A 19,347-nucleotide genomic window follows, 5' to 3' on the forward strand; every position below is an offset into this window, starting at 1 on the left:
TTATGGTTGCTTGTCAAGGCTTTGGAAGCCCTCAAAAATTTTTTCTCAAAATTTGTCAAGGTTTATGCGCCTCACGGGATTTTTATTGTGTAAAAGCACATTTTTCATCTTTACAATGTTATTTGTGATGGCTATAATAACAGAGCACAATATCTAGTGGGTGTTTCACATTATCTCCACCAAATATATTGTGTTTACATATTTTTTCTTTATAAATAATTCCATGCGGCACAGGCAGCCGCATCTACTATATTACGTCGAACCAGACCTGATTGGCCTGATTTCAGTTAACTTGAATGATTGGAATATTACGATTAAATTTACCATTGAATTGGAAGAGGGAGGCTATTGCTGTGTCAGAGGAAGCTAAAACACACGTACACGTAATCAAAAGGAATGGAGAAGAGGTGACATTTGACCTGTCAAAGATCGAGAATGCCATCAAAGCTGCCAACAATGAGGTTGACAAACTCCACCAGCTCAACGAATATCAGGTTCACGCCATCGCGGACAACCTGGAGAAACAGATAGAATCAATGTCCCACGCAGTTCACGTGGAGGACATTCAGGATATGGTCGAGACCGGTATCATGGAGATGAGAGGATATGAGGTTGCACAGAAATATGTGCGTTACCGTTACAAGAGAGAGCTCGCACGTAAGTCCAACACCACGGACAACGGAATCCTTGCGCTCATAGACCATATGAACGAGGAAGTCAATCAGGAAAACTCCAACAAGAATCCGGTGATCAACTCGACACAGCGTGACTACATGGCCGGTGAGGTATCCAAAGATCTGACCAAGAGAATGCTTCTGCCTGAGGATATAGTTGAGGCACATGAGGCCGGAATCATACATTTCCATGATTCTGACTACTACGCTCAGAAGGAGCACAACTGTGACCTCATCAACCTTGAGGATATGTTGCAGAACGGAACAGTGATAAGTGAGACCATGATCGAGAAGCCGCACAGCTTCTTCACGGCATGCAACGTCACCACGCAGATCGTGGCACAGGTTGCCAGCAACCAGTACGGCGGACAGACATTTACCCTGTCCCATCTGGCACCATTTGTGGATGTGAGCAGGAAGAAGCTCCGTGCACAGGTCATCGAGGAGCGCAAGGACTGTGGCGAATCCCTTGATGATGCCATTATCGACAAGATAACAGAGAAGAGACTTCTGAACGAGGTCAAAAGTGGAATACAGACTATACAGTACCAGCTCATCACCCTGATGACATGTAACGGACAGGCACCATTTGTCACCATGTTCATGTACCTGGATGAGGTTCCTGAGGGACAGACAAGGGATGACCTGGCGCTCATCATAGAGGAGGTCCTGAATCAGAGGATCAAGGGAGTTAAGAACGAGAAGGGAATCTGGATCACTCCGGCATTTCCTAAGCTCATATATGTTCTGGACGAGGACAACATCACCACAGATTCCAAATACTGGTATCTGACCGAGCTTGCCGCCAAATGCACCGCAAAACGTATGGTTCCTGACTACATCTCCGCCAAAGTCATGAGAGAGATGAAGGACGGCGACGTATATCCATGCATGGGCTGCAGATCATTTCCTACAAAGGAGGACGGCATCAGGAATCCTGATGGATCCCGCAAATATTACGGACGTTTTAACCAGGGCGTCGTGACCATCAATCTTGTTGATGTGGCATGTTCATCATACGGCGACATGGACAAATTCTGGAAGATCCTGGACGAGCGTCTTGAGCTTTGTCACAAGGCACTCAGATGCAGACATGAAAGACTGCTCGGAACCATATCAGATGTCGCTCCTATACTGTGGCAGCACGGTGCGCTGGCAAGACTTAAGAAAGGCGAGAAGATTGACAAGCTGCTCTTCGGCGGCTACTCAACTATTTCCCTTGGCTATGCCGGTCTCTGCGAAATGTGTGTCCGTATGATCGGCAAAACACATACATCCGAGGAAGGCAAGAAATTTGCGCTCGCTGTAATGCAGAAGCTCAACGACAAATGTGCTGAGTGGAAGGCTGCTGAGAATATCAGCTATTCCGTATACGGAACACCTATGGAGTCCACTACTTATAAATTTGCCAAGAATCTGCAGAAGCGTTTCGGCATCATCCCGGGCGTAACAGACAAGAATTACATAACCAACAGCTATCACGTACATGTAACCGAGCACATAGACGCCTTCAGCAAACTGAAGTTTGAGTCAGAATTCCAGAAGCTGTCACCGGGCGGCGCCATCAGCTATGTTGAGGTTCCAAACCTCCAGAATAACATAGACGCAGTCCTTGAAGTCATGAAGTTCATATACGACAACATTCTCTATGCAGAGCTCAACACCAAGAGCGACTACTGTGAGAAATGTGGCTATGACGGCGAGATCAAGATCGTGACAGACGATTATGGCAAGTTGGTGTGGGAGTGCCCTAACTGCGGCAACCGCGACCAGAACACTCTCTTCGTTGCAAGACGTACCTGCGGTTATATCGGAACCCAGTTCTGGAATCAGGGACGTACACAGGAGATCAAGGACAGAGTCCTTCACCTGTAGAATTAGTCAGCTTAAAACTGATACTTTCAAATAAAAATACAGACAGCACAATTGTGAATGAAGTGACCTCAAAAAACAATTGACTGTCTGTATTTTTATTACTTTCTTATAACTACAATATCTAGCATACCCTCATGTAAGCGGCATCATCTGCAAAATCCGGCTGATCCGAAACAAACTTTATAACATCTGCGGATTTTACGCCTGGATTTGTCCGTTTAATACGTCTCCCACAACTTCATCTTCTTGGCATTATCCACTATGTCAATGCAGCTTCCGTCAATTGCATTTATACATATAATCTGGGATATCTCCCCTACCGTGTCCTGTCCCCGAAGCTCCTCGCTCTGTGTAAATATCCATGCAGGAATGTAGCAGAGCTTTCCATCGTCATCTGCTGTCGCCATGTATCTGAGTGCCACGTTGTTGAACTGAACCTTGCCATATCTGGTCTGGTATTTCTCATAATATGTTGCAATGCCCTCATTTGCCTTTGCGATCATGTCGTTCCAGCTCATGAGTTCCACATCCTCCGCCTGCAGGGATGAAGGATCTGTGTAAAGCTGGGCAAACATATCTACAACTCCATCATCATCAATATTTAATGTTACACTGTCACCAGGCTCAAACATATAGCCATTCTGTGTCTGGAGATTGTCAACGTTATATAATTCGCCCTCTCTCTCCTTTGCTCCGTATATAGACCTGCTGAGCGTTACCGAGTATCCACTCACCTTGGTCTGCTTTACCTCGCCATTGTCATCCGACCATATTCTGGCAAGCGGCTCTGTCTTTGTACTCTCCATACCGTCTATCCCCATCTTTGAGAGGAAATTCATCGCTTGGGATATGGCATCGTTCTCCGTGAGTTTGCTCTCATTTGTGACATTGGTCAGATCTATGTCTGTGGCATTGCTGATACCCGTCACATAGGTGTATGTTGCGCCGCTCACACCATCCAAAAGCTTGTTTTCCTCACTCTCGGATTTGTAAAATGATATATACACACCTGCGTCTGTATTGTCATCCTCACCGCCATACTGTGATATACTCACCGTATATTCCTTGTCTCCATATTTGCCTGTATACGATGAATACGGATCATCATAATTCTCCAGCAAAGGAAGTGAATCCGGTGCATCTGCCATCTGCTTCTTGTATGTCTCTATCTGGGTATCATACCAGGCATCCGACGAATCATCCCCCTGCCCCTGAGCCTCCTTCTTAAACTTCTCTGTACTCTCTATCATACTCTTCAGCTCATCCTTGGTCTGCACTCCATCCTTGCGGATATATATGCCCTGGGACTTGTCCAGGAGTCCCTCGACAATGCTCTGTATCTGTGCAGCATCAAGCTTCATAGTGCTGTAATATACCCTCTTCATGGAATCCGTATCAGGAATATCTATCGAACCGGAACAGCTTATCTCTGACAAGCCCGAATTGCCCACATCAAATGTCTCATCACACTTCTCCGGGATTCCCAGACTCTTTGCAAGGCTGCCACCCGCATCGTTACTGCCATCATCACTGTATCCACTTGCCGAACCCGACTCTCCATCCAATGTATAATCAACCTTTTTATTTCCACATCCTGTCATCTGCATCGCCATCACTCCTGCCAGCACACATGCCGCTATTCTTGTCGCTCTCTTTCCCATGATTATCTTCCTCCTTGTCATTTCGCAAATATTCATATATTAGACATTTCATCTGACCATATCAGCACATTTATTTTGATATGGTTTTTGTTCCTGCCCCAGTCTCCGGGTCTGTTCCGTACCATGTCTCAAGACATTTTGCAGTCTCAATTATATCTACACAGCTTCCATCCACTGCGTTTATGTACACAAGCTGCACTATATTATCGTATGCGCCATGCTCCTCTGAGATGTCATTATTTTCAGACTGGGTCAGTACCCATGCCGGTATGTACACAAGCTTTTCTCCATCCTGTATACAGGGAACATACATAAATTCCACATTGTTAAACCGCACCTCTGAATAGGCGGTAGGATATTTTTCATAATATTCCGCTATGCTCTCGTCAGCCTTATTCTCCATATCTTCCCAGCTTAGGAGATCCACCTTTTCCCTGACAAATGAATCCGTATCCGTACTTAAGGTTGCTCTCACATTAAACACTCCGCTGTCATCCACACATACGGATATCCTGTCACCCTCGTACATGACGTAACCATTTTTATTCTTCAGGTTATCCACTCCTGTCGGGTCTATATAGGCAGTATCCACTCCGCCGATCTGTATTCCAAATTCGAACATGTACCCATTCTTTTCAGCTTTTATAATTTCAAATCCGCTGTCCAGCCACGACCTCACCACAGCCTGACTTCCGCATTTTGCCATTCCGGATATTCCCATCCTATCCAGAAATGCCTGAGCTTCATGCTCTGCTGTATTTTCATCTATCCCACATTTATTTTCCTGGTCATCAATATCGCCGCCAAAATAGTTTCCCCCGGCGGTCTCCGTCATCACTGCATCTTCCACATCTGCAAGATATTTCTGCTCCTGATCACCCGCCGGCTCATATACTATGCTTACCCTACCAGATGCATCTGCTGTGTCATCCCCGGATATCCACAGGCTGTACTGTTCACCGTCATGCTGGCCTATGTATATCTTATTTGTCGTATATTCTCTGACCGGCGTATACGAATCGGGGGCTTCCTTCATCCGATTCTTCGTCTCTGCTATGTCACTCTCATATATCTCCGCAACATCCTGCTGCCCTTCTTCCAGCGCCTGCTGCCTGTACACCTCTATGAGGTCTATCTCCTTCTGTATCTCCTCCTTCGTCATATTCTCGTCGCCGTCATCACGGCAATATATTCCCTGGTCTTTGTCAAATACACTCTCCACCATGTCCTGTATCCTCGACGTATCCATCCTCATCCTGTCAAAGCTTACAGTATACGCCCTGTCCACATTTGCAACCTGTATGTCATCATCCACAAGACTTATCTCCGAAAGCTTTGAATGACCGGTATCAAATGTTAGATCACAGCTATCAGGAACGCCAAGCCTTATACCGAGTGGTCCTCCGCCATGATCCTCCTCAATGGAATCACCATATATGTATTCTGTCCTGTCCCCATCACCGCTCGACCTGTTCTCACAGCCACACATGCCACATACGGCAAGTACAGACATGGCCAGCGCAGTTTTCCGCCACGAATTTCCTGACATTTTCTGCCTCCCTTCACATTAAACTTCAGAAATGTCTCTGCTCATAATGTATTGTAAAATGGGTGTACATTAAGAAACAATTGCCGGGAACTTTAAGATATTCTTAAGACGAAAAAATCCCTTCCGTATGATGTACCTAATCATACGGAAGGGATCTGTAATCCACATTATATTTAGAATTTGAAAAACATCAGCAGGAGTATGATTCCCACAAGCGTGAGTGCCGCTCCCACCAGAAAGGCTATCTTAAACCACTTCTCATCACCTGTCACCCTGTCAAATGTATCATCCTCAACCTCAACAAAGCTGAGTGCCGTCATGGTCATAAGCCCAAGTCCGGTAAAAATCGCAGATGAAGCAGGTATCCTTATGGCCGGTATAACCCACAATATAAAATATACTACATCACATCCAAGCAATATAAACAGCTTTTTTCCATACTTCTCAAGCATAACCCTCGATCTCCTTAATATAACACTTAACCTGTATCATAACACCTTATATGTGTTTACTCAAGCTTTCCGCCTTTTTGTTCTTAAGCCTCCTTATTATGTCATCACATCCACAGACTGCACTTATTCCCACCGCTATCCCAAGCACGAACAGCATTGTGGAATTGCCATATGCGCTTGCGGCCTTCCAGTCTGAATCAAATGCCGCGCTCAGTGTGTAATAGAGCGGAGCCCCCGGCAGAAGCGGGATGAGTCCGACTATGAGATACTGATTTGCCGGTGCTTTCATGATCCTTGCCGCTATCTCAGCATATATGGCAGCCCACAGGCTTGCCGCAAGAGATGGGATAAATACGTCATCTATGATATTTCTGACCAGAATGTATACTATCCATGTGCACATTCCATTGACCGCCGCCGGTATCACATTCCGCCTGCCAAGATTGAACATAAGCGCAAATCCCAGTGATCCCAGAAGCGCAGTGATTATCTGTACCGCCATTTGCCATTCCTCCTGTTGTTATCTGCAGATAAATACCGCCAATGCAAATCCGCAGGCTATGCCTGCCGCCCACAGCACTGACTCAACCAGTCTCAGGCTTCCAGTTATCGTATCACCGACAAACATGTCCTTCACTGCATTTGTCAGCGCAAGCCCCGGGATCAGCAGCATTATATCTCCTATCATGACCTTGTCCTCATGTATTGGAAGCACGTGCCCCGCCAGTCCTATCAATACACCCGTGGCAAATGAACACAGGAAATTAAACAGTATGTTGTTGGTACATATCGGGGCAAAATACATCTGCATCAGCCATATCCCCACAGCAAATGCCGCCGCCATAGCTCCATCAAGTATGGTTCCGCCGAAGAATACCGCAAGCGCTCCCGCCGCCAGCACGCTTCCCACGCACACCCGGAATCTCGGCGCTGATGCCTGCTCTATCTCTTCAATTCGTTCTTTCAGGCCCTCAGTGGCTAGTGGCTGTCTGCAATACTCTCTGCTCAGGGCATTTATCCGCTCCAGCTTCCAGAAGTCCGTCTTTGTCCCATCCCTGGTTCCTCTGGTCATGGAGCACACCGATCCATCCGGCATGTTCATGGTACATACCAGAGTGGATGTAATAGCAAATACGTCCATACGCTCTGCTCCATAAGCAGCTCCCATTCGTCTGAGTGTATCCTCCACTCTCTTCACCTCCGAGCCATTCCGGATCATCATGGCTCCGACATCCATGAACAGGCCGAGCATTTTCACATCCTCCGGACTTCCCTGAGGCATATCCCGCAGCTTCTCCATTCCGCTGTGCCTGTCGATATCCGCCATACCCATATGCCACCATCCTTTTTGTACAGATATACCTCATGCCATTATCTATCTCATTGGAACCTGCTGGAAATACTGGTGTCTTCTCTCATCCACCATTTTCTCCAGTTCCTTCTGATTGTGGTTATATATCTTATTTATCTCATCGTTGTATCCTATTATTATGTATGGAACCACTCTTTCTATGTATGCAAGGGTGTCATCACAGTCCTTCTCCTTCCTCATCGGAAGCGCCATTCCGCTGCCATCATTCAGCCTGACCTCGATCTGGTAAGACTTACCCGCCTTGATTCCGTACACTTTGTTCTGGGTTATGAGCTTATATACCCACATAAGCTCCCTGGTCTCGGCAAAATTCACCGTGTCACCCTTGATATACATGAAGAACTCGTTATTTAATCTGAGACCATTCACTGCAGCACCTGATCTGTAAAACTGCTCTATCCTCTCCATCTCATACTCAGGATTCGGCTTCTTCTTACAGTAATCCAGCACGTCTCTTATGTTGCTCTGCCTTATTGCCAGGGATACAAACCATGCCGCAAATGCGAGGAACATCGCGGATCCAAGCCCTATCCATATCGATCCTTCATCTACCCCCATTGCTGCAGCAACACCGGAGATTCCGATTGCTGCAAATATCACTGCTCCAATAATACATTTTATCCTGTACTTTGTTCCAAGCTTCTTTATCATCTATTTTAACCCCATTTTCTTAATTGTACTCAGTCATATTCCACTTTCATCAGGCAAAGTCCATGTGGAGGCGCCGTAGGCCCCGCCAGCTGCCTGTCCATCCCGGCTATGATCTCAGGAATATGCTCCGCACTCATATTCCCATATCCAACCTCTACCAGTGTTCCGGTCAGTATCCTCACCATGTTCTGCAAAAAGCCATTTCCATGGAATCTCATGCGGACGTAGTCTCCCTCCTTGACTATATCCACATCGTATATTGTTCTGACCGTGGATTTCTTCATCTTATTGTTGCCACAAAAAGATCTGAAATCATGCTTTCCGACAAGATACGATGCAGCCTTTTTCATCACATCCACATCAAGTGCACTGCCCTGCGGCACACACCACACATAATTTCTGTCAAATACAGGTTTCTCAGCACCTACATACAGCGTGTATTCGTAGACTTTACCGGTTGCATTCAGCCTTGCATGAAACCTGTCCCCGGCCACAGCAACATCAAGCGCGCAGATATCCGCAGGCAGATATCTGTTCAGATAATCTTTTATCTCTTCCGGAGTCTTATCTGTTTCTAGCCTTCCGTTCGCCACCATGGCTCTGGCATGCACTCCCGCATCAGTCCTGCCTGCACCATGGATGTCGACCTTTGCGTCGACCATCCTGGTGAGGACCGCCTCTATTCGCCCCTCCACTGTATCCGCATTTGTCTTGCTCTCCCAGCCGTGATAACGTGTGCCATCATAGCTGAAAGTAAATCTGTAATTTACCATATGTCCTCTCCAGGGACCTGCTCGCCTGTGTCTGCCTCAAATTCCTTTACCTGTTCAAGCCAATATTGCTTATCTTTTTCTGTTATCGGTCTTATGACTTTACATGGATTTCCAGCAGCTATCACACCATCCGGAATATCCTTTGTGACAACCGCCCCTGAGCCTATGACAACATTTGAACCTATGGTCACACCCGGATTGATGACCGTATTGCCGCCGATCCATACATTATCGCCTATTGTGACCGGCTTGCCAAGCTCCACACCGGCATTTCTGATCATCGCATCTATCGGATGACTTGCGCAATATATATTGACCCTTGGTCCCAGAAATGCATGATCTCCAATGACGACGTCACACTGATCCAGGACTATCAGCCCTGTATTTGCATAGAAATAGTCTCCCACATGTATATTTGTTCCATAGTCGCAGTAAAATGGCGGCTCTATGTAACACTCCTTTCCCATGTGTGCGAATAATTTTCCAAGATACTCGCCGGTTCTTGTCATTGTCTCAGACCTCGGAGCACCATTGAACTTATCAACCAGATCCTTCGCCTTCCCCTCTGGATCCCAGTCCACACATTTATATAACTTGCCAGCTTTCATTCTGCCAAACATTTTCTCTACTCTATCCATAGAATTTTCTCCTCGTATTATAATATTTACTCATCATGTTTATATCTGACTAAAAGATACCATTCTTTATGGCTGCAATCAACCGCAAATATAATTACTCGTAAATCGAATCCAATATAAGCAATAAACTTCTATCGGTAACAGAAAAACTGCTCTCCAGATATTATAATAAGCCGCGTGCCTGTATTCTGAATCGATAGCGTAATCGACTGAACTTCAGCGCTTATTGCCGGAGCGGCGCGCACAAACGCCCTTATCGTGCGCAGAGCGCAGTGCAAATATAAGCAAGCTGAAGTGACGGAAGATTAGTGTGATTCAGAATACAGGCACACGGCTTATTATGTCTGGAGAGCATTTTTTCGTCCGTCCTCAATACACATAAAGGTACATCCCAAACCAATGCAGCGCAGCCCCCAGCATCACAAAGATATGCCAGATAAAGTGCGCCCCCTTGGTGTCCTTCACAAATGGAATCATGCCAAGCGTATAGACAATACCACCGCCCACGATCCATCCCAGAAGCGGCTTGTCATTTCTGAACCAGCCCGGAATGAACATGATGGCGCTCCATCCGATGACGAAGTACAACGTATAGTGTATCGGTCTGAACCTGCCCGGTCCGAACACACATATGATGGTGATCCCCGCTATTATGAGCGCCCACTGCACACAGAACAACACTATTCCAAGCACATTTCCCCAGTACACAAGGTACAGCGGAGCAAATGTTCCGCCTATCAGCAGATATATCGAGGAATAGTCAAATCTTCTCCAGAGCCGCTTGACTGCCAGCCCGGATTTGTATGAGTGATACAGACAGCTCATGAGAAACATCAATATCAGTGATATTCCATAAAAACACGATGCCATCACTTTGAGTCCTGTGTCTGACTTCAGGAGAAGAAGGACAAAGCCGGCTATGGCAAGTCCTGCTCCTATTCCGTGGGTAACAGCATTTCCCACCTCCTCGAGAACGGTGAGCTTTGGCGGCTCATTCAATTCCCTGTAGTGCTGCTTTTTTTCTCTTTTTGAGTCTTTCTTCTCTTCTTTGCTTTTCTCTTTGTCCAGCTCAGCTTTCTGCTGACTGCTCATGTCTGTTTCTAAGTTATTTACTTCTGCCATATTTAATCCTAAAACTTCTTTCTATCTATAACTCTATCTATAATTCTATCTATAATTTATACTGCTATCTATAATCTACACTGTCTTACAACCGCAGTCTCCAGCTCCCGTGCAGAGTACTGCCCTGGGATCATCATCGCAGACCGCTAAAGTGCCTCAAACACCTGCACCCCGCGTCTCTTCAGCCATATCCTAAACAAAACTGCAGCGGCTGCCGTCAATGCAGTGCTTATTGCTAGATACATTGTCGCTCCGGTAAAACCTCCGAATAACAAATATCCCACCACAAGTACAATAATATACACAAAATTAGATAAAAGAGCAACAAGTACACCCATGCTCTGCTTCACGACTGATGCTTCCGACGTCCAGTCAAGCTTTGGCATCTTGAGATTGACTGCAAGCCCTATGTATGCAGTCAAGCACACATAAAGACATGGTATCAGTAACATCATCACGCCATCTACAAGTGATGGTGTCACAAAAACAAGCATCACTATATCAAGGATCAGCGCCGGAATCAGGGTAAGTATCACATGCATCCTCAGTTTTGCCCTAAGTATCTGCCACGATGTGACTGGAAGCGAACGCACGATCCAAAGATTCTTTCCCTCCAGAGATATCGATGGTGCAGTCAGATCATTCATCGACGCGGCGGCACATACGGCTATACATGCCCCAATTATAAGTACACCATCCGGTAGTCCGGGAGTTTTCGTAATCATATCTACTACATACTGTCCTTTAACAAGACAAACCACTGCCATAGCGATCATTATCAATGTCCCCAGGGAACAGTTGAGCATATATACGGCAGATGCTGCCAGTCTTTTGAACTCTTTCTGAAGAAGTGCTGCATCCTGGCTCTGCGCCTTTGCAGCTTTTATTATATTCTTCCTTTTTGTATGTCCGGCTTTTGTCGTCACGATTCCGATGAATGTTCTCTCAAGTACCAGCCACACTGCAAGAGAGATGATCAATGTGCCTGCTGCCACAAACGCCAGCTGCAGTCCATCTCCTGTAGCCGCACGACCAATTGAATAGAGCGGATATGCAGCACCTTTTATCTTTGCACTGTATTCTCCGCTGTTTGCCAGGATCTTTGAGAGCAGCTTATTTGCATTCATGTATACAGCATAATATGCGGCTATAAATGCCAGTGACAATACAACTGTCACAAAGCTCTTATTTCTGGTCTTATTGCCTATCTTCCCCACTACCCAGCCAAGTATACATGAGAGCACCAGTATGACAAATGTCAGAAGAACCAGTACTATAATAGATGACACGACCGGCCACACACCGGGATGGGCTACTATTCCATATACTATGATACCGGGAACCATGGCGGTCACGGCGAACATCGCACCCATGATGTACACTCCTGACAGTCTTGCAAATAATATAGCCCTGACCGGGATGGGCAGTGACAGCATCAGGTCATTGTCTTTTGCCTGATACAAGCTCGCATATGTATTGAACACACTTCCTAATATACCGATGGTCAACGCCATCATAGACATCATCGCCATGTACATCCAATCAAGCCCCGCAGAACAAAGCGGCTCACACACCGAATATGCCTCCATTCCGAACATGGCTCCCATACAGCCCTGCAGCACTGCCACATAACTGATGATACCCAGAACTACAGCACCTTTGGATCTGGACTTTCCAGTCTTCCGGTCAACGAAAAATCCACTGAACAGCATCTTAAGCTGTTTCTTCATCAATATCCTTATCATGACTCACCCTCCAGATCAAGGAACACGGATTCAAGTGACTCGTCTCCCTTCACCTGCTCCATTATGCCCGCCTTCACCAGTCGTCCGCCTTTGATGATCGCCACTTTATCGCACAGCTTTTCTGCGACTTCCAATACATGTGTGGAGAAGAATATCGCCCCTCCGTCATCACACATTTTTCTCATCATCTGCTTGAGTATATGGGAAGCCTTTGGATCAAGTCCGACAAACGGTTCATCCATGATGACAAGTTTCGGCTCATGTATCCATGCTGATATGATTGCCAGTTTCTGCTTCATACCATGGGAATACTCGGATATCAGCTGTCCTAGGTTGTCTTTTATCTCAAATGCGTCAGCATATTTGTCTATGAGCTCGTCCCTGACTTCCTCCGGCACGTCAAATATATCTGCTATAAAATTCAAATATCCGATTCCGGTCATAAAATCATACATATCTGGATTGTCAGGAATATATGCCATCTGTTTCTTGCATTCCAGCGGTTTTTCCTTTATGGACACTCCATCTATAAGGATATCTCCCTCCTCAAAATTCAGGATTCCTGTACACGCCTTTATAGTGGTTGTCTTACCTGCTCCGTTGTGTCCGATGAAACCATATATCTCCCCCGGCATTATATGTAGGCTTAGATTGTCCACCGCCAACTTATCTCCGTATCTCTTTGTGAGATTTTTTATTTGCAACATATTATTTTCTCCTTTTTCAAAACAGGGGACGGAGATACCTGACCCCTCCGTCCCCATAGATTATCGCGCTCTATGCTTATTTCGCTTCATCCTGCCCCTGAACTCATCAAGTGCCGCGCGACCAGGTCCCGTCATAGGTTTGATCCACCTTCCTTTTAACAAGTACGGTGTCAGTATGACAAATCTCAGAAGTTCATCCGTGTAAACAAATGAGAACACTGCGAGGAATGGCAGCTTGAGCACCATTCCTGCTACCCATGTAGCCGGGACCGAAAACAACATCAGTCCACTGATCTCCATAACTGTTCCAACGATGGCCTCACCGCCTGCACGGAAGCACTCGTTCTGTATATAGCAGCATGTTCTGACTGCTCCGAAGAACAGATATATTATAAGCATATACTTTGTGTACATCATCGCCTCAGCCCCGAGTCCAAACAATCCGAACAGCGGATTGTGCAGCAGCATCGTGATGAGCACAATTGTGAATGTGATGGCAGGACATACCAGTGCAGCTCTCTTGGCATAGGAAAGTCCCCTGTCCAGATTACCGGCACCGACTTCATTTCCCACGGCGACGCTGGACGCATTTGCCAGGCCACCAAAGAATGCATATACAAAACCTTCACATACACGGAATGCAGCCATGGCGGCTATGGCGGAATCACTCTGATGTCCCATGACAACGTTGATTATCATCTGGCCCACGCCATAGAGGATCTCGTTGCATACGATCGGGAATGCCTTGGACGCATAGGACTTCACAAATCCCATATCAATATCAAATGCCTTTCGCGCACTGAACTTTATCTCATGCCTGCTCTTTGCAAGATACAGAATGAGCAGCGCTATGTTCACGATACCAGACACCAGTGTACCTATAGCCGCACCAGCAACTCCCATCTTGGGAGCACCAAATTTACCATAGATCAACACAAAATTTATACAAAAGTTGAGTAAAAGTGAGATGACCGAGCATACCAGTGGCACCTTCACCCTCTCCGTTGACTTAAGGAGTGCTGTAATTATTGCGGCAAATACCTGAAGCGGATAAGACCATCCAACTATTCTCATATATGGCTTCGCAAGTGCTATGATCTCTACTTTATCTGTATATATTCCAAGTATCCACCCCGGTGCAACCACAGTCACCACCGCAAATGCTATTCCAAATATTCCCGCACATATGATCGCCAGACCAAATGCCTTGTTCATTCCCTCTGGATCCTTGGCACCCCAGTATTGAGACATGAACAGAAGGGAGCAGCTGACAAATCCCCAATATGTTGAAAACAAAAGTGATCCTATCTGTGCACACACGCCAACCGCCGCAACGGCGATCTCGCCCTCACTTCCTATCATGATGGTATCAACCATACTAGCGGTGGTCGCCAGCAGATTCTGCATCGCAATAGGCACAGCAAGCACAGCCAGCATTCTGGCAAATTCTTTCCATGTCACCTTTTTATTATTTTTTACAAAGCCCGTAGCAGCACTTCCCATTTTTGTTACCTTTTCCTGTTATTATCTCTTTCATCATTTAATTTGATGCGTCCGATTATTGTACTCCCGAATAATTGTATTTGCAATGGCTTTATACCTGTAGTATGAAGTATTTTCTTATTAATTTTAACAGGCGCACCACTTTTATTCCATCTGTGATGCGCCAAGCCTTGTTATTTTCAAGTATTATATTTTTGTGTGCCATTGTTACATACTGTTGTTGGTTGACAAATCTTCAAGCTCACGCTCTACTCTCTCAAGCTCGCCGTCACTCCAGTTCTCCCCCAGTGCAAATACTGCCCTGCACACACTGAAGTTCACCTCGCCATCTGCGTTGATCTCCCCGGAGATCACTCTGTGGGATATCTTCTGAAGTGTGGAAAGTATGTCTATCCGCACGTCCGATATGACAGAAGGCTCTGCCACATTGCCATCTCTATTGCCTTCCTCGTGCTCTGTCCGTTCTTCTCTGTACACGCTCTCCCAGTCATAATCTGCAGTCCTGCCACATGGTGCACCGCATACACTGCAGTCAGGGACAATTGTATGCTTATCAGCATGCACCCTTGCGATCATCGCCTTCATGTCTGCATCAGAGATGCCAAGAGCAATATCAGACATGTGCAAACCTTCTATTATTATGTTATTTGTATCATCAGTCACATGCATCATCCCATCAGTGGCTCTCACCAGCCCTATCAGAGCACCGACCAGACGACTGCCTGTCTCAGTTGTAATTCTTATTTTATCTTCCATTGTCTTTACCTTTCATGGTGCTGTGAAGAGAATGTCAGTCAAGAATTCTTCCATCTATTGATATTGTTGCAACCTGCCATGGGATAAACTTGCCGCTGTCCTGAAGTGCCTTCTTCGCAGCCATCTCCAGTCCTCCACAACAAGGAACCTCCATACGGACTATTGTAACACTTTGTATGTCATTTCGCCTGATAATCTCTGTAAGTTTCTCTGAATAATCGACACTGTCAAGTTTCGGACAGCCGATCAGAGTCACATGTCCCTTTATGAATTTCTCGTGGAACGATGCATAGGCATAGGCTGTACAGTCCGCCGCTATAAGCAACTTTGCACCATCAAAGTATGGCGCATTTACCGGGGCAAGTTTGATCTGCACCGGCCACTGTGTGAGCTGGCTCGGGCGCTCATAATTATATATGTCACCCGCCTGCTGATTGACTGTTTTATCAGTTGTATTCTGTACGCATTCTACTGCTGCCTGTTCATATGAGCTTGCCTGTACTGCTTCACCTGAAGCTGCTGCCGGTCTCCTGAATATGCTTCTCGCCATGGAACCAGGGCAACCGGAGTGTGCCGGACTTTTTTCATGCATCACTCCTGAGCCAACCATATTTCTGGATTTTTCTGCATCGAGTCTTGCCTGTTTGTTTGCCATGACTGCCGCCTCATCATACGCAGCCGCCTCTCTCTCCACAAATGTTATGGCTCCTGTAGGACACGACGGCAGGCAGTCGCCAAGTCCATCACAATAATCGTCTCTGAGCAGCTTTGCTTTGCCGTTTACCATGCCTATAGCACCCTCATGGCACGCATTTGCACAGGCTCCACATCCATTACACTTGTCCTCGTCTATCTGTATAACTCTTCTTATCATATATATTTCCTCCAATCTTTTTCCTGCTTTTAACGTCATTATATTCAGTCAGAGCATTTGTGTATGTTGAATTTTCAACATAAAAATGTTATACTTTCTAGGGACAATCCTTGTGACAAAAGTAGCGTCCCCACTAAGAGGTAATATGAACAAATACATGGACACATTATTGAAATCCAGTCTTTTTTCTGGTATTATCGCCGACGACGTTGACTCCATACTGGACTGTCTGGGTGCAATCATCAAAAAATACCAAAAAAATGAGTGTATTCTCATGGCTGGCAACACAACAGAATATATAGGATTGCTGCTTACAGGCAAAGCGATAGTCATCCAGGAGGATTACTGGGGGGGTCAAAGCGTCATGTCTGCCATCCTGCCCGGACACACGTTTGCGGAATCATATGCCTGTACCCCTGGCTCCGTACTCGACGTCAGCGTATATGCTGAAGCTGCAAGTTCTGTATTGTTTCTGAATGTTCAAAAAATGCTCACCACCTGCCCGGTAACATGTGGCAGACATAATCAGATGATAAGAAATCTCCTGCGTGATCTCGCCGGCAAGAACCTGAGGCTCGGCGAAAAATCAAAGCACATGAGTCAGAAAACAACCAGGGATAAGTTGCTCTCCTACCTGTCATCGGAGATGCACAGACATGGCAGCAACGAATTTGACATACCATTTTCCAGACAGCAGCTCGCTGACTTTCTGTCCGTGGATCGCAGTGGACTGTCTACTGAACTTGGCAGGATGAAGACTGATGGGCTGATCGACTTCCACAAATCTCATTTTGTTCTCAAGTCTCCTGCCCAGGGGTGGACTGATGTGTGATGTTGATGTATCATGTAATTAACTGTTCAGGGAAATTCATTACAGATGGGGGATTTTCCCTGATTCAGGATTTATCAATATAATATGATCAGGAGGGATTTCAATGAAACCAATGAAAACTATCAAAGACGGATGGAACAAATTCACTGTTGTCGTAAAGGATAAAGACTACTCAACAAGAGAGGCCGTGCTTTTCGCTATCTGCACATTCCTCACAGGGCTTGTGCTCGGAATGCTCTGCTCTCCTAGAAAGAGCCAGACATTTGGCTCATACAACGGCAACTGCAGCGATGGCGGCTGTAACTGCGACTGCGATTATGATGAGGACGATTTTGAGTAGGCTGCGAACTGATAACTAATATCCCAAAGCAAAAGACAGGTGTCGATTATCTGACACCTGTCTTCTGTGTTTCACAGGATACATTTCACTTATATCTTCCAGCTAACTGCCAGTTCTCTCGAATCCACAAATCTTCTGTAGATTCCGTCCTGCTTCATGAGTTCTTCGTGGGTTCCCTTCTGGGCTATTCTTCCCTGATCCACCACTACTATCTGATCCGCATGTCTTACGGTCTTGAGTCTGTGGGCGATCATGATGATCGTCTTCTCCTTTGTCAAAGCGTCCACTGCAAGAGTAAGCTCCTTCTCGTTCTCAGGATCGACATTTGCAGTCGCCTCGTCAAGGATGATGATAGGTGAATCCTTCATGATGGCGCGGGCTATGGATATTCTCTGTTTCTCACCGCCTGAGAGGGTTGCACCGCCCTCACCGATCACAGTGTTGTAACCGTCAGGAAGCTTGCTGATGAAGTCATGGCAGCACGCCTTCTTTGCAGCCTCCACAACCTCTTCATGGGTTGCCTCCGGCCTTCCGAACTTGATGTTGTTCTCTATGGTATCAGCAAAGAGATATACATTCTGGAATACAAATGAGAAGTTGTTCATGAGACTGTTCATGCTGTAATCCTTAACATTTGTTCCGCCCAGGGTTATCTCACCCGAATCCACATCCCAGAATCTGGCGATCAGATTGCACAGGGTTGTCTTTCCACCGCCAGATGGTCCGACGATCGCCGTCGTTGTCTTCTCCGGTATGGTGAGTGAGATTCCGTCTATTATCTTTCTCTTGTCGTAAGAGAACTCTATATTCTTAACCTCTATATCGTGATTTTCTGGATTGAGTTCCTTTCCATCTATATCCATTGTGTCAAGTCCGAGCACTACATTTGCCTTGTCTACGCACACACTGACCACATGTATCAGTGATGAAAATGTTCCCATGGTCTCAAGGCCCCCGTAGAGCATGAATGCCGCGATCGACATACCCACAGCATACAGAACGCTCATGCTGCCATTTATATAGAAATAAGCCGAAAGACCTATTATTGCAGCTCCGGTGAGTTTTGTCACAACGCTCTGAAGGAAATGATATGGAACATAGGCAAGCTCCATTTTTACATTTGCCCTGACGCAGGCTTCATTTGCCGCATTGAGTCTCTTCGTCTGCTTGCCGATGAGGTTGTAGGACTTGACCTCCGATATGCCCTGTATGTACTCCATGATCTGGTTTATGAGCTCAGTGTCACAGTCAATCTTCGCCGAAGATGCCTGCTTGCCGGCATTCTGCATCACCGTGTTTATCACAAGGAATATGGCAACTCCTGCAAATGATACCAGCGCGATCCTCCAGTCGCAGAGCAGGATCATGAGTATGATCATGGATGTCTCGAGAAGTCCCTGGGTCGTGAGCATGACTACTCTCGTAGCCACATCTCCCAGATTCTCCATGGTATTTGTCGTTACTGATGCGATCTCACCTATGCTGTTGGAATTGAAATATCCCATAGGCACATATCTGAGGTGCTCCGCCATCTCTATACGCTTGAATGCCGCTGTGGTGTAGCCGCCCTCTGTCTGCAGCACGGTCGACGACATCTTGCACAGTATTCCAACTACGATCGATACCGCCATGATGGCTATTGAACCAAGTATATATTTTCCAAGGTCTTTTCCTTCTATAACGCCCATGAGGACACACATTATAGCCGGGATCTTCAGCGCCGATGCCAGTGCATCTATCAGGCTTATCACTATTGAACGCTTGAACTTGCGGCCATTTTCCTTACCTGAGAACAGGAAGAACTTTTTTAATACTCCAAACAT

At 46.1% G+C, this 19,347-nt stretch carries 18 protein-coding genes; 3 read left to right on the plus strand and 15 right to left on the minus strand.

Annotation, left to right across the window (positions count from 1 at the left end; genetic code table 11):
• Positions 1-353 precede the first annotated feature (353 nt).
• Complete coding sequence (gene nrdD, locus ABUA34_RS03845; RefSeq protein ID WP_022216859.1) at positions 354-2,549, plus strand: anaerobic ribonucleoside-triphosphate reductase; 2,196 nt, start codon at positions 354-356, stop codon at positions 2,547-2,549.
• A gap of 218 nt (positions 2,550-2,767) precedes the next feature.
• On the opposite strand, the gene ABUA34_RS03850 is transcribed toward nrdD, so the two are convergent.
• The 14 genes from ABUA34_RS03850 to ABUA34_RS03915 form a co-directional block, all read right to left on the minus strand.
• Entirely contained in the window at positions 2,768-4,210 is a 1,443-nt protein-coding gene (locus tag ABUA34_RS03850; RefSeq protein WP_055280429.1) for a DUF6034 family protein, read from the minus strand.
• Between the two features lie 70 nt (positions 4,211-4,280).
• Positions 4,281-5,759: a DUF6034 family protein gene (locus ABUA34_RS03855; RefSeq protein ID WP_349822866.1), complete on the minus strand. Its 1,479-nt coding sequence runs from the start codon at positions 5,757-5,759 to the stop codon at positions 4,281-4,283.
• Positions 5,760-5,932: 173 nt separating this feature from the next.
• A complete protein-coding gene (locus ABUA34_RS03860; protein ID WP_015533590.1) occupies positions 5,933-6,211 on the minus strand; it encodes a hypothetical protein in 279 nt (92 codons plus the stop codon).
• Between the two features lie 46 nt (positions 6,212-6,257).
• Entirely contained in the window at positions 6,258-6,713 is a 456-nt protein-coding gene (locus tag ABUA34_RS03865; protein WP_161172112.1) for a threonine/serine exporter family protein, read from the minus strand.
• Between the two features lie 18 nt (positions 6,714-6,731).
• The gene (locus ABUA34_RS03870; RefSeq protein WP_161172113.1) at positions 6,732-7,544 is read right to left on the minus strand and encodes a threonine/serine exporter family protein; all 813 of its coding nucleotides are present in this window, start codon (positions 7,542-7,544) and stop codon (positions 6,732-6,734) included.
• A gap of 42 nt (positions 7,545-7,586) precedes the next feature.
• Positions 7,587-8,234, minus strand: coding sequence for a DUF6709 family protein (locus ABUA34_RS03875; protein ID WP_015533588.1), 648 nt, complete (start codon positions 8,232-8,234; stop codon positions 7,587-7,589).
• A gap of 29 nt (positions 8,235-8,263) precedes the next feature.
• Positions 8,264-9,007 carry a tRNA pseudouridine(38-40) synthase TruA gene (gene truA / locus ABUA34_RS03880; RefSeq protein WP_015533587.1) on the minus strand — a complete coding sequence of 248 codons (744 nt, stop codon included), beginning with the start codon at positions 9,005-9,007 and terminating at the stop codon, positions 8,264-8,266.
• A complete protein-coding gene (locus ABUA34_RS03885; RefSeq protein WP_015533586.1) occupies positions 9,001-9,645 on the minus strand; it encodes a sugar O-acetyltransferase in 645 nt (214 codons plus the stop codon). The genes truA and ABUA34_RS03885 overlap by 7 nt, the downstream gene beginning before the upstream one ends.
• Positions 9,646-10,014: 369 nt before the next feature.
• Positions 10,015-10,767, minus strand: a complete 753-nt coding sequence (gene trhA / locus ABUA34_RS03890) for a PAQR family membrane homeostasis protein TrhA (protein WP_349822867.1) — start codon at positions 10,765-10,767, stop codon at positions 10,015-10,017.
• Between the two features lie 146 nt (positions 10,768-10,913).
• The gene (locus ABUA34_RS03895) at positions 10,914-12,512 is read right to left on the minus strand and encodes a putative ABC transporter permease subunit (protein ID WP_349822868.1); all 1,599 of its coding nucleotides are present in this window, start codon (positions 12,510-12,512) and stop codon (positions 10,914-10,916) included.
• Entirely contained in the window at positions 12,509-13,219 is a 711-nt protein-coding gene (locus tag ABUA34_RS03900; RefSeq protein ID WP_015533583.1) for an ABC transporter ATP-binding protein, read from the minus strand. Before ABUA34_RS03900 ends, ABUA34_RS03895 begins: the two co-directional genes overlap by 4 nt.
• A 60-nt stretch (positions 13,220-13,279) precedes the next feature.
• Positions 13,280-14,722 (minus strand): MATE family efflux transporter, encoded by a 1,443-nt coding sequence (locus ABUA34_RS03905; protein WP_015533582.1) that lies wholly within the window; start codon positions 14,720-14,722, stop codon positions 13,280-13,282.
• A 207-nt stretch (positions 14,723-14,929) separates the two neighbouring features.
• On the minus strand, positions 14,930-15,478 hold the full coding sequence (locus ABUA34_RS03910; RefSeq protein WP_015533581.1) for a hypothetical protein: 549 nt from the start codon (positions 15,476-15,478) through the stop codon (positions 14,930-14,932).
• Positions 15,479-15,512: 34 nt separating this feature from the next.
• Positions 15,513-16,352, minus strand: a complete 840-nt coding sequence (locus ABUA34_RS03915; protein WP_015533580.1) for an ATP-binding protein — start codon at positions 16,350-16,352, stop codon at positions 15,513-15,515.
• 145 nt (positions 16,353-16,497) lie between these two features.
• Between ABUA34_RS03915 and ABUA34_RS03920 the strand changes: the two genes are divergently transcribed.
• Positions 16,498-17,184 (plus strand): Crp/Fnr family transcriptional regulator, encoded by a 687-nt coding sequence (locus ABUA34_RS03920; protein WP_161172116.1) that lies wholly within the window; start codon positions 16,498-16,500, stop codon positions 17,182-17,184.
• Between the two features lie 103 nt (positions 17,185-17,287).
• Positions 17,288-17,524 carry a hypothetical protein gene (locus ABUA34_RS03925; protein ID WP_015533578.1) on the plus strand — a complete coding sequence of 79 codons (237 nt, stop codon included), beginning with the start codon at positions 17,288-17,290 and terminating at the stop codon, positions 17,522-17,524.
• Between the two features lie 89 nt (positions 17,525-17,613).
• Here ABUA34_RS03925 and ABUA34_RS03930 read toward each other — a convergent pair whose 3' ends face one another.
• Complete coding sequence (locus ABUA34_RS03930) at positions 17,614-19,347, minus strand: ABC transporter ATP-binding protein (RefSeq protein WP_161172117.1); 1,734 nt, start codon at positions 19,345-19,347, stop codon at positions 17,614-17,616.

The sequence above is a fragment of the Coprococcus sp. RTP21428st1_C9_RTP21428_210409 genome (assembly GCF_040227395.1).
Taxonomy (GTDB): Bacteria; Bacillota; Clostridia; order Lachnospirales; family Lachnospiraceae; genus Coprococcus; species Coprococcus aceti.

What these genes read in the sequence shown, in the direction of transcription:
- ABUA34_RS03925 (WP_015533578.1), top strand. Translation starts at nt 17,288, where the DNA reads ATGAAACCAATGAAAACTATCAAAGACGGATGGAACAAATTCACTGTT.
- ABUA34_RS03885 (WP_015533586.1), bottom strand. Translation starts at nt 9,645, where the DNA reads ATGGATAGAGTAGAGAAAATGTTTGGCAGAATGAAAGCTGGCAAGTTA.
- ABUA34_RS03905 (WP_015533582.1), bottom strand. Translation starts at nt 14,722, where the DNA reads ATGGGAAGTGCTGCTACGGGCTTTGTAAAAAATAATAAAAAGGTGACA.
- ABUA34_RS03895 (WP_349822868.1), bottom strand. Translation starts at nt 12,512, where the DNA reads ATGATAAGGATATTGATGAAGAAACAGCTTAAGATGCTGTTCAGTGGA.
- ABUA34_RS03900 (WP_015533583.1), bottom strand. Translation starts at nt 13,219, where the DNA reads ATGTTGCAAATAAAAAATCTCACAAAGAGATACGGAGATAAGTTGGCG.
- ABUA34_RS03850 (WP_055280429.1), bottom strand. Translation starts at nt 4,210, where the DNA reads ATGGGAAAGAGAGCGACAAGAATAGCGGCATGTGTGCTGGCAGGAGTG.
- ABUA34_RS03875 (WP_015533588.1), bottom strand. Translation starts at nt 8,234, where the DNA reads ATGATAAAGAAGCTTGGAACAAAGTACAGGATAAAATGTATTATTGGA.
- ABUA34_RS03920 (WP_161172116.1), top strand. Translation starts at nt 16,498, where the DNA reads ATGAACAAATACATGGACACATTATTGAAATCCAGTCTTTTTTCTGGT.
- ABUA34_RS03860 (WP_015533590.1), bottom strand. Translation starts at nt 6,211, where the DNA reads ATGCTTGAGAAGTATGGAAAAAAGCTGTTTATATTGCTTGGATGTGAT.
- ABUA34_RS03855 (WP_349822866.1), bottom strand. Translation starts at nt 5,759, where the DNA reads ATGTCAGGAAATTCGTGGCGGAAAACTGCGCTGGCCATGTCTGTACTT.
- ABUA34_RS03870 (WP_161172113.1), bottom strand. Translation starts at nt 7,544, where the DNA reads ATGGGTATGGCGGATATCGACAGGCACAGCGGAATGGAGAAGCTGCGG.
- ABUA34_RS03865 (WP_161172112.1), bottom strand. Translation starts at nt 6,713, where the DNA reads ATGGCGGTACAGATAATCACTGCGCTTCTGGGATCACTGGGATTTGCG.
- trhA (WP_349822867.1), bottom strand. Translation starts at nt 10,767, where the DNA reads ATGGCAGAAGTAAATAACTTAGAAACAGACATGAGCAGTCAGCAGAAA.
- ABUA34_RS03930 (WP_161172117.1), bottom strand. Translation starts at nt 19,347, where the DNA reads ATGTTTGGAGTATTAAAAAAGTTCTTCCTGTTCTCAGGTAAGGAAAAT.
- ABUA34_RS03915 (WP_015533580.1), bottom strand. Translation starts at nt 16,352, where the DNA reads ATGATAAGAAGAGTTATACAGATAGACGAGGACAAGTGTAATGGATGT.
- ABUA34_RS03910 (WP_015533581.1), bottom strand. Translation starts at nt 15,478, where the DNA reads ATGGAAGATAAAATAAGAATTACAACTGAGACAGGCAGTCGTCTGGTC.
- truA (WP_015533587.1), bottom strand. Translation starts at nt 9,007, where the DNA reads ATGGTAAATTACAGATTTACTTTCAGCTATGATGGCACACGTTATCAC.